15 protein-coding genes are annotated in these 15222 nt (G+C 37.0%); 7 read left to right on the top strand and 8 right to left on the bottom strand.

Annotation, left to right across the window (positions count from 1 at the left end; translation table 11 throughout):
* Positions 1 to 4: 4 nt before the first annotated feature.
* From LGQ02_RS02720 to LGQ02_RS02710, 3 genes are all read right to left on the bottom strand, one after another.
* Positions 5 to 814 carry a DnaA ATPase domain-containing protein gene (locus LGQ02_RS02720; protein WP_226516708.1) on the bottom strand — a complete coding sequence of 270 codons (810 nt, stop codon included), beginning with the start codon at positions 812 to 814 and terminating at the stop codon, positions 5 to 7.
* A complete protein-coding gene (locus tag LGQ02_RS02715) occupies positions 795 to 1721 on the bottom strand; it encodes a DnaD domain-containing protein (protein WP_226516707.1) in 927 nt (308 codons plus the stop codon). The genes LGQ02_RS02720 and LGQ02_RS02715 overlap by 20 nt, the downstream gene beginning before the upstream one ends.
* A 513-nt stretch (positions 1722 to 2234) precedes the next feature.
* Positions 2235 to 2453 (bottom strand): helix-turn-helix domain-containing protein, encoded by a 219-nt coding sequence (locus tag LGQ02_RS02710; RefSeq protein WP_226516706.1) that lies wholly within the window; start codon positions 2451 to 2453, stop codon positions 2235 to 2237.
* A gap of 183 nt (positions 2454 to 2636) precedes the next feature.
* Here LGQ02_RS02710 and LGQ02_RS02705 point away from each other — a divergent pair, with 183 nt between their 5' ends.
* Entirely contained in the window at positions 2637 to 3590 is a 954-nt protein-coding gene (locus LGQ02_RS02705) for a helix-turn-helix domain-containing protein (protein WP_226516705.1), read from the top strand.
* A 16-nt stretch (positions 3591 to 3606) separates the two neighbouring features.
* On the top strand, positions 3607 to 4815 hold the full coding sequence (locus tag LGQ02_RS02700) for a tyrosine-type recombinase/integrase (RefSeq protein ID WP_226516704.1): 1209 nt from the start codon (positions 3607 to 3609) through the stop codon (positions 4813 to 4815).
* An 83-nt stretch (positions 4816 to 4898) separates the two neighbouring features.
* On the opposite strand, the gene groL is transcribed toward LGQ02_RS02700, so the two are convergent.
* Both groL and groES read right to left on the bottom strand, forming a co-directional pair.
* The gene (gene groL / locus LGQ02_RS02695; RefSeq protein ID WP_226516703.1) at positions 4899 to 6542 is read right to left on the bottom strand and encodes a chaperonin GroEL; all 1644 of its coding nucleotides are present in this window, start codon (positions 6540 to 6542) and stop codon (positions 4899 to 4901) included.
* Between the two features lie 70 nt (positions 6543 to 6612).
* Positions 6613 to 6897, bottom strand: coding sequence for a co-chaperone GroES (gene groES / locus LGQ02_RS02690; protein ID WP_226516702.1), 285 nt, complete (start codon positions 6895 to 6897; stop codon positions 6613 to 6615).
* A 474-nt stretch (positions 6898 to 7371) separates the two neighbouring features.
* Between groES and LGQ02_RS02685 the strand changes: the two genes are divergently transcribed.
* From LGQ02_RS02685 to LGQ02_RS02670, 4 genes are all read left to right on the top strand, one after another.
* Positions 7372 to 8094: a CPBP family intramembrane glutamic endopeptidase gene (locus LGQ02_RS02685; RefSeq protein ID WP_226516701.1), complete on the top strand. Its 723-nt coding sequence runs from the start codon at positions 7372 to 7374 to the stop codon at positions 8092 to 8094.
* The gene (locus LGQ02_RS02680; RefSeq protein ID WP_226516700.1) at positions 8094 to 8294 is read left to right on the top strand and encodes a YdiK family protein; all 201 of its coding nucleotides are present in this window, start codon (positions 8094 to 8096) and stop codon (positions 8292 to 8294) included. Before LGQ02_RS02685 ends, LGQ02_RS02680 begins: the two co-directional genes overlap by 1 nt.
* 181 nt (positions 8295 to 8475) lie before the next feature.
* Entirely contained in the window at positions 8476 to 9327 is an 852-nt protein-coding gene (locus tag LGQ02_RS02675; RefSeq protein WP_226516699.1) for a transporter substrate-binding domain-containing protein, read from the top strand.
* Positions 9328 to 9342: 15 nt separating this feature from the next.
* Positions 9343 to 10026, top strand: a complete 684-nt coding sequence (locus tag LGQ02_RS02670) for an amino acid ABC transporter permease (protein ID WP_226516698.1) — start codon at positions 9343 to 9345, stop codon at positions 10024 to 10026.
* An 82-nt stretch (positions 10027 to 10108) separates the two neighbouring features.
* Here the strand turns inward: LGQ02_RS02670 and LGQ02_RS02665 are convergent, their stop codons facing one another.
* From LGQ02_RS02665 to moaC, 3 genes are all read right to left on the bottom strand, one after another.
* Positions 10109 to 11545 (bottom strand): MDR family MFS transporter, encoded by a 1437-nt coding sequence (locus tag LGQ02_RS02665; protein WP_226516697.1) that lies wholly within the window; start codon positions 11543 to 11545, stop codon positions 10109 to 10111.
* A gap of 241 nt (positions 11546 to 11786) precedes the next feature.
* The gene (locus tag LGQ02_RS02660; protein WP_226516696.1) at positions 11787 to 12422 is read right to left on the bottom strand and encodes a redox-sensing transcriptional repressor Rex; all 636 of its coding nucleotides are present in this window, start codon (positions 12420 to 12422) and stop codon (positions 11787 to 11789) included.
* Between the two features lie 42 nt (positions 12423 to 12464).
* The gene (gene moaC / locus LGQ02_RS02655) at positions 12465 to 12944 is read right to left on the bottom strand and encodes a cyclic pyranopterin monophosphate synthase MoaC (protein ID WP_226516695.1); all 480 of its coding nucleotides are present in this window, start codon (positions 12942 to 12944) and stop codon (positions 12465 to 12467) included.
* Between the two features lie 177 nt (positions 12945 to 13121).
* On the opposite strand from moaC, the gene LGQ02_RS02650 reads away from it, so the two are divergent.
* Complete coding sequence (locus tag LGQ02_RS02650) at positions 13122 to 15059, top strand: ABC transporter ATP-binding protein (protein WP_226516694.1); 1938 nt, start codon at positions 13122 to 13124, stop codon at positions 15057 to 15059.
* Positions 15060 to 15222 lie beyond the last annotated feature (163 nt).

Genomic DNA, 15222 nt, shown 5'->3' with positions numbered 1-15222 from the left:
ATTATCACTTGGAGAACAAAATTCTCTCGGCTCTCAAAGATTCATTTTGAGCAATTTTTTTTCCTACATCTTGAATTGGCATTGGTACCTCTATAGCCATATCTGATACTACACTTCGAATTTTCCCTTTTTTATAAATATCGTCAAGTTCTTTAATTGAAGAATTCGAAGCAAAGCATGTTATCCTACTATTTTCTAACCTTGTATTTAAAATCTTTGCAAATAAATTATCAGCCCACTCAGTATATTTGTGCATTTCTAAACCAAAATTATCGATTATTAATAAATCAACATTAGAATAGAATTCAAAAACAGGGTTTGTACTCCTTTTTTGATTAATTTTTTCTTTGACCTCTTCAAGAATCCCCTCCGCCGTTTTATAGACAGCTAATAGTTTTGGATGCTTTGAGTTAAATTCATTTGATAGGCTGCACAATAGTCGAGTTTTACCACTACCTTTTTCTTTACCTTTTAAATAAATCCCCTTCCTTGTATCCTGAACTGAAGAAAAGTCAAAAACAAATTTTTCAGCTGCATTTTTTGCTAATTCAGCATACTCCCTTCCCTCCTCTTTATATACATCAAGACTAAAGTCACTGAAACGAACATCCTTAAAAACCTCAGGTACACTAGAATGGCTAATTTTAAGTTTATTTAGTTTCAATTGGTTGCACTTACATTCTTCTTTCCACTCATCTCTGACTGGCTCGGTACGTAACGCCCAGTCCTTATACCACACCCATCCCGAACCATCACATTCCCTAAATGGGCATGCATCACTAACATTACTAAGTTTAACTTTCCCTTGATTCACAATAGAGTTTTCGTCGTCTGTTGAGTATTTCTCTCTCATCATCTTCAGCCGGTCTGGAAGTAGGTTCTTTTGGTATTGTTGAATCTCTTTCATTTTTAAAGCTCCTTTCCTTTTTAGCATTAAATTGATCAATAACTATTTCAGCCTGCTTTTTTGTTTTTACTCCTTTTTCCTTCCAATTAGTCAAAACTTTATTAACATAACTAAAATTATTCGCCCTATAACTTAAAGCTATATTCATAGCTAACTCAACTAGCATAATCGGTTCATCAAAAGAATGACTATTCAGCCAATTTAACAATCTCTCTTCTTCATAGGTTGTTTTTGGATTGAAATTTTCCCTATAAAAATTAATAACATTTTCATAGATTTCTTTGTTTTTTTCTTTAATATTATTTTTTGTTGTATTTTCTGTAGTAATCTCTGGTATTGCTTTTACCTCATGTTCATACCTTTTTACATTTTGTAAGTTCGAGCTTACTTTAAATAAATCCGAAATTTCTATTTTATATCCCTCTAACGAATAACCTTTACTTAATAGAGCATTCTGGATTTTTATTAAGTTGACACGATACTGTTTAGTTCTATCCCATTTATAATTCGGATTATCCCTTTCATCGAGAAAACCCATTTGTACTAGTTTTTTTAAATAATCTCGCATGGCCTTTGGACTAACGTTAACCATTGTTTCTTCTACTAACTCTTCAGCCTTTTTGTATATCCAACCATTCCTTAGATGCACATCTCCACTGATTTCATTACGTGCTTTTTCTTCTACGATAAAATTATCAAAGTCTCTAACTCGCTCAGACCAATAAATCATCTGATTTAGGACAACTGCCAATTTAAAATTACCTGTAATATGAATTAACTCTTCTTTAATAACTGCTCTTTTTAATTTCCCCATATTTTTCATCCCTTACGTATTAGCACCGTGTAAAACCATGCACAATAACTATTCCTATAAGTGGAGAAGTTAAGCATGCTGAACCACAGCTAATCGCATTAGTTCTTCTCCGAAAACCCCCTCATTTCCGATATTTAATGCTTCACACAGTATCTACACCAAGCAACTCTAGTTAATTAACGGTATTCAAACTAAGGGGAATCAACTTGCTTAATTTTATCCCCATGTATTATCAAAAAAATATTTAACCAACTCACCACTTTTAAACCTCACATTAAGACACTGTTCCTTAACGTTTAATTTGACACTTTCAATATTCTTTCTACTATATTTTCTTTTCATCTCATTTCCCATTACTGATACGTGTAATTGATGCGTTCTGTCAAATATATTTCTATGTCTATATCTTAAAGAACTGTAACCTTTGATAGTCAAAGCAACCCACCACCATGTTTAGATTTTCATCTAATAGAAAGAGGGTCCCCCCTCTTCCTATTAGACCAAATCTTTAATTTAAGAAATCCCTAACTTTTTAGCCTCTTTTCGATTTTCAATCCAATTTTTTAGGTCTTCCTTATAAACTCTTTTTGAAAAACCAATGTCAAAATTCGGTATCCCTCCATGCTTAGGCTTTAATTGAAATAACTCATAAACCCTTCTCCTTGATATTCCTAGATACTCCGCAATGTGTTTTGCTGTTAAGATCTCCGGAAGTTCGTCCATTTTTTTCATAATAATCCCTCCGTTTTTGTTTCGTTTAATTAACACATAACAATAACACAATCTAATTACGTGAAAGTGTTTCGTGTTTCGTTAACGAAACAATAATACAAAATGATCATTTTTGTCAATAGTGTGTTTCGTTTTTATTTGAAATGGTTTATAATAAAAGTAAGATAACTTGGGAGGTATTTTATGGATCGCAAACAGTTCGGAAAGCTAATAGCAAAGTTAAGGAAAGAAAGTGGCTATGATAGCCAAAGAAAGTTTGCAACAGTAACAGGAGTCAGTAATGCATCAATCGCTAAAATAGAAAATGGTACTCAAAAAGCAAGGCCAGACACCCTAAAAGCCTTTTCTAAACACTTAACAGATATAACTTATGCAGACCTGATGGAAATGTCAGGATATTTAGAGGGGAGTATTAAACAAGAAAAGCATGATAAATACTCTAAATACGAGTTTATTTCAATGATTGAAGAGTTAACCATTGATCTGATTAAAAAGATGAGTAAAGATGATAAGTTTCTTCCCTTTGTTGAGGCAAAATTAAAAGAGTTAGAAGAGGTTGGAGGTAACCGCGATGTTGTCAAAAATGCTTCTTCTTTTATTAAGTTTTTTGAAAACCAAAACTTAAATATTCAAATCAATTTATATAGTAATATTCAACAAATTTATACGTTACCAGAAGTAAAAAATGAGATTGACTATTATAATACTCAAGATTCCTCAACAGAAATCGTAACTGACGAAGAAGTTAATGAAAGAATATACAAAATAGTTATGCATTATAACAATACCATCTCTGAGAATGAATCTAATTACGAAATTGTAAAACCTGAATTGATTGGAAATCACCATGCTTTCGCCTTAAGTGTATTAGATAACAGCATGCAAGGAATTGGTTTATTTAATGGAGATGTTGTGATATGCAAAAAGGAAGATGAGCTAAGAAGTTATATTTATGATACTAAAATTTGCTCAATCATTCTTCCTAATGGAGATGAAGTTATTAGGAAGATTCAATTTATAAATGAAGAAATTTTGCTAATACCATTCCACCCTGACTTTAATACAGAGATATTTTATAAAGATGACATTTCAATTACAGGTGAAGTAGTGCAAATAATTCGTACTTTAAATCAATAGTAGGAGGTTTAAATGAATGAAAGGATATTATTTCAAACCATACTGCAAGTGCAATAATAAATGTAGGTGTGATGCTACCTGGTACTTTAAACTTAGCCATGGTATCAATCCGCAGACTGGACAACCACACCAAGTTAAAAAAGGTGGATTTAAAACAAAAAAAGCAGCAAAGGAAAAAGCAAGAGAGATAGTCGATGATATTGATAATGGAACCTATATATCGGAAACACCCGTTACTTTTGAAGAGTTTGCTTATGAATGGTTAGGTATCTATCAAAATACAGGAAATGTTAAAGAAAGCACAATTCGAGTTAGGAATCACGAAATCAAGAGGTTATTGGATTACCTAGCACAGATAAGGTTAACAAAAGTTACTCGGAATATTTACCAAAATGCATTAAATGAATTAAAAAAACGTGGCTTTGCTCATAACACCTTAGATGGAGTACACCGAACTGGAAGAATGATCTTTAAAAAAGCAATCGAGTTAGAACTTATAAAAAAAGATCCTACGGAGTTTGCGTACATACCTAAAGATGTAGCAACAGTTGAAGACATTGAGAATAACTCTGATCTTCCAAATTATCTAGAATTAGACGAGTTAAAATTATTCCTAAATACCGCAAAAGAAAAAGGACTAGATCAAGACTATACAATATTCCTCCTATTATCACATAGTGGGATGCGCGTGGGGGAATTGTGCGCATTAAAGTGGAGCGACATTGACTTTCAATCTTCGACCATAAATATTACAAAGACATATTACAACCCTAGAAATAATGCAAAACAATACAAAATATTAACACCTAAAACTAAATCATCGGTAAGAAAAATCGCTGTTGATAATAATGTATTAAAGGAGTTGAAGAGTCACCTACACTTCCAAAATAAAGTGAAACTCAGAAAAGGAGCGAACTACAATGAAGAAGGATTTGTTTTTACACTAATTGACAATCACGCAGGTTACCCATGGAATCCTAAAAAAGTCGGAAATAGAATGAGAAGAATTTTAAAGCTTTCATCCCTTCCCGAAAGTTTTACACCACATAGTTTAAGGCATACTCACACTTCACTTTTGGCACAAGCTGAAGTTGAATTAAGTATCATTATGGAGAGACTGGGGCATATCGATGAAAAAACAACTAGAAATGTATATTTACACGTTACAAAGGATATGAAAATAGAGGCCATCCAAAAGTTTCAAAAACTAATGGATGACCTCTAATTAGACTTTATAGTACCTTTTTAGTACCTTTGAGGGCACTTGGGTGTTAAGAAGCTTATCACATCAAGCTTCAGATGGCATTATTACATCATGCCGCCCATTCCACCCATGCCGCCCATGCCGCCCATGTCAGGCATGCCGCCGCCAGCGCCTTCTTCTTCTGGAAGGTCAGCAACTACAGCTTCTGTTGTTAAGAACATAGCAGAAACGGACGCAGCATTTTGAAGTGCAGAACGAGTTACTTTTGTAGGGTCAACGATACCAGCTTCAACCATGTTTACATAGTCGCCATTTGCTGCGTTGAATCCTACTCCTACGCTTTCACCTTTTAGACGCTCAACAATAATGGAGCCTTCAAGGCCTGCATTTTGAGCGATTTGGCGTACAGGCTCTTCTAATGAACGAAGCACGATGTTAACACCTGTTGCTTCATCACCGGAAGCTTCAATTGCTTTTACAGCATTGATCACGTTAACTAGTGCCGTACCACCACCGGATACGATTCCTTCTTCTACTGCTGCACGAGTAGAGTTAAGTGCGTCTTCGATACGAAGTTTCTTTTCTTTCATTTCTGTTTCCGTAGCCGCACCAACTTTAACAACTGCAACACCGCCAGCTAACTTAGCAAGACGCTCTTGAAGTTTTTCTTTATCGAAATCAGAAGTTGTTTCTTCTAATTGAGATTTGATTTGGCTTACGCGAGCAGAGATTTCTGCTGCATCTCCAGCTCCGTCAACGATTGTTGTGTTGTCTTTTGTAACAACAACTTTCGATGCACGACCAAGTTGAGTGATGTTTGCAGATTTTAGGTCTAAACCTAATTCTTCAGTGATCACTTCACCGCCTGTTAATGATGCGATATCTTCAAGCATTGCTTTACGACGATCACCAAATCCAGGAGCTTTAACAGCTACTGCATTGAATGTTCCGCGAAGCTTGTTTACAACTAATGTTGCTAACGCTTCACCTTCAACGTCTTCAGCAATGATTAAGATTGGCTTGCTTTGCTGTACAACTTGCTCAAGTACAGGAAGAACTTCTTGAATGTTACCAATCTTCTTGTCAGTAATTAAGATGTATGGATCTTCAAGAACGGCTTCCATTTTGTCAGAATCAGTGACCATGTATGGAGATGCATATCCACGGTCGAACTGCATACCTTCAACAACTTCAAGCTCAGTTCCGAATCCTTTAGATTCTTCAACAGTGATAACACCGTCGTTACCAACGCGTTCCATTGCTTCAGCGATTAACTGACCGACTTCTTCATCAGCTGCAGAGATCGAAGCAACTTGTGCGATAGAATCTTTCCCTTCGATTGGCTCAGAAATGCTCTTTAACTCTTCAACAGCAACACTTGTTGCTTTTTCAATCCCTTTACGGATACCCATTGGGTTCGCACCGGAAGTTACGTTTTTAAGACCTTCTGAAATCATTGCTTGTGCTAAAACAGTCGCTGTTGTTGTACCGTCACCAGCGATGTCGTTCGTTTTGCTTGCTACTTCAGATACAAGCTTTGCACCCATGTTTTCGAAGTTATCTTCAAGTTCGATTTCTTTAGCAATCGTTACACCATCGTTTGTAATTAACGGAGATCCGAATTTTTTCTCAAGTACGACGTTACGACCTTTAGGTCCTAGCGTTACTTTTACTGCATCAGCTAATGCGTCTACACCACGTTTCATGGAACGACGAGCGTCTTCACTGAACTTAATGTCCTTTGCCATGCCTAATCTACCTCCTGTTTTTATGTAGTCGTTTTATTTTTAATTTGAAAGTCAGGTAATCTGTACGCGATTAGCCAATAACAGCTAATACATCGCTTTCACGAAGGATTAAATATTCCTTGCCTTCATATTTCACTTCAGTGCCTGCATATTTAGAGAAGATAACAGCGTCTCCATCTTTCACTTCTAGTGCTACTCGCTCACCGCTTTCAGTTACACGACCAGTACCAACTGCAACCACCTTTCCTTCTTGCGGCTTTTCCTTCGCAGAATCTGGAAGAACAATCCCGCTAGCCGTTTTTTCTTCTTGCTCGACCAACTCAATGACTAAACGATCACCTAATGGTTTTAACAAGGAAAACACCCTCCTTTAAATTTTTATTTCCGCATTTCAGCCACATTTTGTTTCATCATGAAACAGCTTTTGTGCTGATATGCGTTATTTGTTTGTCGATTATTAGCACTCGAGATTGATGAGTGCTAACACAATTATTATAATAATCAAACATAGATTTTTTTGCAACCCTTTTGCCTAGAAAAAATCATGAAAAATAAATCATATCTTGTAACGTTTCTTGCTATATACTAACAAAGGAGTTAACAATCCCTCTTCTACTATCAACCTTCGCAGGAAAAAATATACATACTATTATTGGCCGATCAAGCGATTCTTCTATTCTTACAACATGAGTATATTATGGTACAATAAAGTTTAGTTGTTCAATTAAGAAGACTTCAATGATTGTATATAAACGTCATACGTTCGTCGGTTAACTATATGCAACATGATGAATTCTCATTTTATTTTTTTATAAAGGAGATATGTACGTTGACAAAACGATATTGGCTCATACTTATAGCGTTCGTTGTTATGCAACTTGCTACTTCGCTTGTAACGATCCCGATATTACTTAGTACAGGTTTTTCCGGATCTACAGAAGAACTGTTCGGAATGGCTTTATTAATTACGTTTTCCATTGGGTTTGTGGTTATCGTCTATTTAACAGTGACGTCCAGACCAGATGAACATTTTATGCGCGACAAAGCAGATATTAGTACAACAATCTTATGGTCTATCCTTGGTATATTTATGGCTTTTGCTGCTCAGTATGTTGCGGCATTAATTGAAATGCTCGTTCTTGATATTGAACCAGGATCAGAAAACACACAACAAATAGTTGATATGGCTAATGCTGTTCCATGGTTAATGATTGTTGTAGCAGTTTTAGTTCCAGTCATGGAGGAAATTGTCTTCCGGATGGTTATTTTCGGAAGCTTGTATAAACGATTTGGTTTTTGGATTTCTGCATTATTAAGTGGCTTTATCTTCGCTATCGTTCATTGGGATTTTGAACATTTACTCGTTTATTTAGCAATGGGTGTTGTCTTTGCTTACCTTTATTGGAAAACGAAACGAATTATTGTACCAATTATCGCTCACGTAGGAATTAACTCTTTTGTTATGTTAATTCAAGTCGTTTTCGGTGAACAGATCCAACGTATCGTTGATCAATACGAACAAATGCAAATGATTATTGGAGGATTATTTTAATGGGAAAAAACCCGCGATTTACTGGATATTTATACTTTTTCATTGCTACTCTTTTTGTTATTTTTGCCATCCAGCAAAATAACCGAACTGAAGGCTGGGACGCTTTTACAATTATCCTAATGGCAGTTGCAGCAATTGACTATATGATTGCCTTTCGATTTTTTGGCATCGCAAAGAAACAACAACAAGAAAAGAAATAATATACTGAGTGCCAGGCACCTGGAAAATGATTACCAGGTTCCTGGCACTTTTTTTACCCTTCCCTTATTTACAAAAGATTTTTACTTCTTAGTTTCTAGAATATGAGCGTTGCTTATCTCAATCATTACGTGCTATGTTTTTATTGCACAACATGAATTCTTACTATCTAGGAGGAACATAATGAAACAATTTTTAAAGAAATTCCGTAAAGTGTCTATCCTTGCAATCTTACCAGTATCATTCGTTTTAGCTGGATGTGGCGAGGATACTGATGAAAGTGCTGAAACGTCCCAGTGGGATGAAATACAAGAACGTGGCGTGTTAAACGTTGCTACGTCTGGAACGCTCTACCCTACTTCGTTTCATTCAGATGAAGAAGGCTTAACTGGATTCGAAGTTGAAATCACTCGTGAAGCGGCTCAGCGCTTAGACCTTGATGTTGAGTTTACCGAAATGGGTTTTGACGGGATGCTAACGTCTATTAACAGTGGTCAAGTTGACTTTGCAGTAAATGATATTGATATTAATGAACGCCGAGAAGAAGACTTCCTATTTACAGATCCTTATAAGTTCTCTTATGGGTCGATGATCGTTCGCCCAGATGATCACTCTGGAATCGAAACATTAGAAGACCTTGAAGGGAAGCGTCATGGTGGTGCAGCAACAACGATTTATATGCAGATTGCAGAAGAGCATGGTGCTGAAGGAGTTACGTATGAAAATGTCACAAACGACACATATTTACGTGACATCGAAAATGGTCGTCTTGATGTTGTCATGAACGATTATTATTTACAATCACTAGCGATCGAAGCTTTACCTGAAATTGATGTTGTTATTCACCCTGATCTATTTTTCCATCCTAATAACCAAGCAATGATTATGAAAAAAGATCATGTTGTACTACAAGAAAACTTAAACCGTGTCATTAATGAAATGCTTGAAGATGGAACAATTACAGAACTATCCGAGCAATTTTTCGGCGGGCAAGATGTATCACAAGAGCCGGAAATTGACTTTGCTGACGAATAATAAAGGAGAATCTTTATGAGAGAGATACAATGGGAATACATTTTCGATCCACAATTAGCAATTGAATCCTTCCCGTATGTCATGCAAGGCATTTGGTACACGCTTTTTATCTCTCTCGTCAGTTTGGCCATAGGACTAGTCATTAGTTTATTTTTAGCGATCGCACGCTCTTCCTCTAGAGCGTGGCTTCGCTGGCCTGCTAGAACATACATCTCGTTTATGCGCGGTGTACCAATCCTAATCATCCTATTTTTACTCTATTTCGGCTTTCCTTACATCGGGATTCAGTTTAATGCAGTTACCGCAGCGATCATAGGTTTTAGTTTAAATAGTGCTGCATATATGGCTGAAATTAACCGTTCTGCGATCGCAGCTGTTCCAAAAGGACAATGGGAAGCAGCGAGATCACTCGGGTTATCTTATTGGATGACAATGCGAAAAGTCGTTTTGCCACAAGGGTTTCGTATCGCAGTCCCCCCGCTTTCAAATGTGATGCTCGATTTAATCAAAGCCTCATCACTTGCGGCAATGATTACCGTACCGGAAATTTTCCAAATGTCTCGGATCGTTGCTGGGCGAGAAATGGACTATATGACGATGTTTATTTTGGTTGCCCTCATTTATTGGGGGATCTGTTCGGTGATGACTGTTCTACAAAACTATTTAGAAAAGCGCTTTGAAAAATATGATGCTTATTAACGTAAAAGAAGAGGCTGACAATTTCGTCAGCCTCTTCTTTTATCACTAGTAAACAAATTAACAACTTTGACGCCCTATCCTTTTATTCATTTACTACTTTCGCTTTCATTTCTTCCTCTTTTTGTTGCTTCTTATATTCCTTACCTAGTAATAACCCTGCTGGAATAGAGATTAGTGTTAGTACTGCAATGACTAAAAACCCTTCTGTAATTGCCTGAATGCTTGCTTCTTCAAGCGTCATACCATTTGCTGCCATAACTTGAGCTCTACGAACCTCAAAGTAAACGGATATAAACACAATACCTAAAGCCGAACTCATTTGCCTTAATACATTATTCATCGCAGATCCGCGTGATATGAACTTCTCAGGAATCGCATTCATTCCGGTAGTTGTTGCTGGCATTGTACTAAGGCCCATCCCTATACCTCTTATGGCGTTAAGTACAAACAATACCCAAATCGCCGTTTGTAAGTCGATAAAACCGAATAAAAGCGTTCCAACCGTTGAAAAAATAAGACCACTTGTTACGACAAGTGAAGGTCCTTTTTTATCAAGGATTCTCCCACCTACCGTCATAAATATTCCTGCGAGTAAAGCTGCTGGTAAAAAGACAAGACCTGTCATAATGGCTCCGTAACCATACACATTTTGTACAAGCAGTGGGATGAGAAAAATTCCACCAAACAAACTAATTGAACTAATAATTGCGACCCAAACACTGTATGCGTAAGCTTTAATTTTAAATATCGATAGATCTAGTAAAGGTTGTTCTGTTTTGTTTTCGATTTTCACAAAGAAATACAATGCAATAGCCCCGATGATCAATAACGATATATTCAGTGGGTCATATAAATGCGCGAGTTCACTAATTCGCCCTAAAGCAAGTAAGATCGCCCCAACTCCAAGGGTCACTGTGACAAACCCGCTTCGGTCAAACTTCAAATTGTCTGCTCGCTTCGTTCGCTTTAGATAAAGCATTGAAAAGGTTAATCCTAAAAGACCTGTCGGTATATTACATAAGAATAACCATTGCCATGTACCAAGTTCAATAATGAAACCACCTAATGTAGGTCCAATCGTTGGTGCCATCATCGCTGCAATTCCCCAAATCCCAGTCGCCATCCCTCGTTCTTTTTTCGGGAACACTTGGAAAATGAACACCATGGAAAGGGGCATAATAAATCCGCCACCGACTCCTTGAAGCCCACGGAAAAAAATGAGTGATGATAGATTCCATGAAAACGACCCTAATAGAGACCCTAATAAGAAGAGGGAAACGCCAAACAAATACATTTCCTTCTTTCCGAACTTATCACTTAAAAAACCTGTAAGTGGCATCGTAATCCCCATGGTTACCATGAAGATCGTAATTACCCAACCAGCCGAAACAGCATCGGCATCAAAAACCTCCATGATATGTGGAACAGCTGGATTTAACATACTGTTATTTAAAATGACTGTAAATGTACCAAGTAACACAGAAATTAATACGAGCCATTTATGTGGAATTTTACTCATGTTTTCACCTGATTCCCTTATTAGTTAGCCAAAATGTTCGATTCTCGAAATATATAATTCTACTATACCAAAACATGTGTATGATTTCATGATAGAATTTAGGACTTTTTTGGAAATCAAAAACAAGTTCTTCCTATACAAAAAGCTGCAGGTACATTTCTCCCACAGCTTGTCTAAGTGATGACACTTATATATCGTTTTTGTTCCGTTTTCCAACAATGAAAGGGTATCAACCGTTTCATTACATTGGATAATGTTTCAAGAAGTAGATAAGGGATTGAAGTTCTACAGATAAATCAATATGATGAACTCGGACGTTGTCTGGTACAGATAACCTTGCTGGTGTAAAGTTTAAGATCCCTTTAATTCCAGCATCTACTAACTGATCAGCAATCCCTTGCGCTGCTGCTGAAGGGACAGTTAACATTGCCACTTCTGCTTCACCAGCTATGCGTTCTTTTACTTCATCTAAATGATAAATGGGAACGCTTCCAATTTTTTGACCGACCTTGCTTTCATCAACATCAAATGCCATCTCAATTCTCATATTGTTACTTTTCGTAAAGTTGTAATTTAATAAGGCAGTCCCTAAGTTACCGACACCTACTAAAATAACCTTTCTTATTTCATCTTGATCTAATGTTTTTCTAAAAAAGGTTAATAAATAATTGACGTTGTAACCATACCCTTTCTTTCCTAGCGCGCCGAAATAGGAGAAATCCCTTCGAATCGTCGCTGAATCGACTTTTACTGCTTCACTTAACTCTGTTGAAGATACACGATTTTTCCCTGATGCTTGCAAGCTTTCTAAAAAACGATAATATAACGGCAGCCTTTTTGCAGTTGCTTGCGGTATTTTTGTTTGATCGATATCCATTTTTTTCGCCTCCCACCATCATGAATTGGTTCAATCGCTCTTTTATCTCTTGTAGTCGCCGCTCTTTCCGCCGGTTTTCTCCTGCAAGAAAGTCTCGCCAATGACCATTCCTTTATCTATAGCTTTACACATATCATAAACTGTAAGTGCTGTTGCTGATGCAGCTGTTAACGCCTCCATCTCTACTCCTGTGCTCCCTTTCGTCTTCACACCAACTTCAATAAGAAGAATGTATGTTTCTTCACTTACTTCCCAGTCAAAATGAATATCCACACCTGAGAGTGATAATGGATGACACATTGGAATCCATTGCGATGTATTTTTGGCCGCCATTACTCCTGCTACTTGTGCAACGGAAAGAACGTCACCTTTTTTCATCGTTCCTGCAGTAATGCCCTCGTAAATATCTTTTGTCACTTGGACACTGCTTTTCGCCACAGCTGTGCGAACCGTTTCTTGTTTGTCAGAAATATCGACCATTTTTGCTCGACCTTGGTCATTAAAATGTGTAAACGAACCCATCGGTGCCCCTCCTTTTGTCTCTTCGTCTATTGTACACCATAGTTGGACAAACTGCACAATCCTTCTCTAGATTAGCAAGAATTCATGTTCCACTTTACTACAAATGTTGCCACTTTGCGTAACAGTCATGTACACTTATTTTGTAATGACCCAATGATGTGGTGAGGATGAAATAATATGATTTTATTACAATGTGTACAAATAACAAAGTCCTTTGGGGCTGAAACAATATTATCCAATGTAAAACTTGAAGTCCAAAGTCGTGAACGAATTGCTCTTGTCGGTCGAAATGGCGCAGGCAAGTCAACATTGTTAAAAATTATATCAGGAGAACTATCTCATGACTCTGGAGATATTATTATCCCTAAAAACGTTGAAATCGGTTATTTAGCCCAACATAGTGGCTTAAATACGAACCGCTCAATTTGGGATGAAATGATGTCTGTTTTCACCCATTTAAAACAAATGGAGAAACATTTACGAGAATTAGAAGAAAAAATGAGCAACCCAAGTGCACCAAACTATGAAAAAGTATTGCAAGAATATGATCAATTACAACAAGACTTTAAAGATCAAGGCGGTTACCAATATGAAGCCGACATTCGCAGTATTTTATCTGGGTTAAACTTCTCTGATTTTGATTACGATACACCGATATCCAGTTTAAGTGGTGGTCAAAAAACAAGACTCTCTTTAGGCAAATTGTTATTAACGAAGCCAGACCTTTTAATTTTAGACGAACCGACAAACCACCTAGACATAGATACACTCACTTGGTTAGAAAACTATTTAGCTGGCTATCCCGGAGCAATACTCGTTGTCTCGCACGACCGATACTTTCTCGATCGAATCGTAGATTATGTATACGAGCTAACCTTTCATTCAACAGTGAAGTTCACCGGAAACTACAGTGCGTACTTAGAGGAAAAAGCAAAACGCCTCGAGCTTGAAATGAAAATGTATGAAAAACAACAAGGTGAAGTGAAAAAGTTGGAAGACTTCGTCCAGAGAAACATTGCTCGTGCTTCAACAAGTAATCGTGCCAAAAGCCGTCGTAAACAGCTTGAACGAATGGAGCTGATGACAAGACCAAAAGATGATGATAAATCTGCAAATTTCCAATTTGATATAGACCGACAAAGTGGAAATGATGTGTTAACACTGCAAAACGTAACAATCGGTTATGATGGCGAACCATTAGCAACAAACATTGAATTAAAACTTGAACGTGGTGAAAGTGTTGCATTAATTGGACCTAATGGAATCGGAAAATCAACACTCATTAAAGCGATCGCCGACAAAATAAAACCGATCACCGGGCAAATTCAATACGGCAGTAACGTAAAGATCGGTTACTACGATCAAGAACAGACAGAACTTACCTCTAATAAAACGGTCCTACAAGAGCTATGGGATGAATACCCGCAAACGCCTGAAAAGGAGATCCGCACAGTTCTCGGAAATTTCTTATTTAGTGGCGATGATGTTCTTAAAATTGTTTCAGACTTAAGTGGTGGAGAAAAATCTCGTCTAGCACTTGCCAAGTTAATGATGCAAAATGCAAACATGCTCATTTTGGACGAGCCGACAAACCATTTAGATCTAGACAGTAAAGAAGTGTTAGAAAATGCCTTAATTGATTATCCAGGAACGCTCCTTTTCGTTTCACATGACCGTTATTTTGTTAATCGTATGGCAACACGGGTCGTCGAACTCTCTAGTGATAGGATTACAAACTATTTAGGGGACTATGATTACTATATAAATAAAAAGCTCGAACAAGCCGAATGGGCAGAGCTTGAAGCTAGTAAACAACTTCAAAACAGTCAAAGTTCACCTAACGAAGATAGTGAAAAACAATCGAAGCAAGATTACGAACGAGAAAAAGAGCTGAAGAAAAAAGCCCGCCAACGACAGCGTAAAATTGAAGATCTCGAAAAAATGATTGAAGAAGCTGAAATGAACATTGCCGAATGGGAAGAAGAATTATGCAACCCTGACGTTTATCAAGACCACGAAAAATCATTACAGTTAAACGAAAACATTGAAAAGACAAAGCAAAAAGTCGAAGCACATATGGAAGAATGGGAAGAACTACAACTCGAAGAAGAATAATTACGTGTTGAGCCAGGTATGCCCTGGCTCTTTTTTGTTCGTCACTCTGCGTGATTTGTTCTACATTTTCCTGATTTAATTGCGACTTTCTCCGTTTACTTGCGATTGTCCTCATTCACTAGCGAGCCCGCCTGTTTAACTACAAATTTTTTCAAGGATATTG

Origin of the sequence: Bacillus shivajii (assembly GCF_020519665.1) — a bacterium.
Taxonomy (GTDB): domain Bacteria; phylum Bacillota; class Bacilli; order Bacillales; family Salisediminibacteriaceae; genus Bacillus_CA; species Bacillus_CA shivajii.
This window is presented reverse-complemented; position numbering and strand designations above follow the sequence as displayed.

Excerpts from the sequence above, each read along its gene's own strand:
- LGQ02_RS02705 (WP_226516705.1), top strand. The coding sequence starts at position 2,637 with ATGGATCGCAAACAGTTCGGAAAGCTAATAGCAAAGTTAAGGAAAGAA.
- groL (WP_226516703.1), bottom strand. The coding sequence starts at position 6,542 with ATGGCAAAGGACATTAAGTTCAGTGAAGACGCTCGTCGTTCCATGAAA.
- LGQ02_RS02715 (WP_226516707.1), bottom strand. The coding sequence starts at position 1,721 with ATGGGGAAATTAAAAAGAGCAGTTATTAAAGAAGAGTTAATTCATATT.
- LGQ02_RS02670 (WP_226516698.1), top strand. The coding sequence starts at position 9,343 with ATGAGAGAGATACAATGGGAATACATTTTCGATCCACAATTAGCAATT.
- LGQ02_RS02660 (WP_226516696.1), bottom strand. The coding sequence starts at position 12,422 with ATGGATATCGATCAAACAAAAATACCGCAAGCAACTGCAAAAAGGCTG.
- LGQ02_RS02665 (WP_226516697.1), bottom strand. The coding sequence starts at position 11,545 with ATGAGTAAAATTCCACATAAATGGCTCGTATTAATTTCTGTGTTACTT.
- LGQ02_RS02680 (WP_226516700.1), top strand. The coding sequence starts at position 8,094 with ATGGGAAAAAACCCGCGATTTACTGGATATTTATACTTTTTCATTGCT.
- moaC (WP_226516695.1), bottom strand. The coding sequence starts at position 12,944 with ATGGGTTCGTTTACACATTTTAATGACCAAGGTCGAGCAAAAATGGTC.
- LGQ02_RS02675 (WP_226516699.1), top strand. The coding sequence starts at position 8,476 with ATGAAACAATTTTTAAAGAAATTCCGTAAAGTGTCTATCCTTGCAATC.
- LGQ02_RS02700 (WP_226516704.1), top strand. The coding sequence starts at position 3,607 with ATGAAAGGATATTATTTCAAACCATACTGCAAGTGCAATAATAAATGT.
- LGQ02_RS02650 (WP_226516694.1), top strand. The coding sequence starts at position 13,122 with ATGATTTTATTACAATGTGTACAAATAACAAAGTCCTTTGGGGCTGAA.
- LGQ02_RS02710 (WP_226516706.1), bottom strand. The coding sequence starts at position 2,453 with ATGAAAAAAATGGACGAACTTCCGGAGATCTTAACAGCAAAACACATT.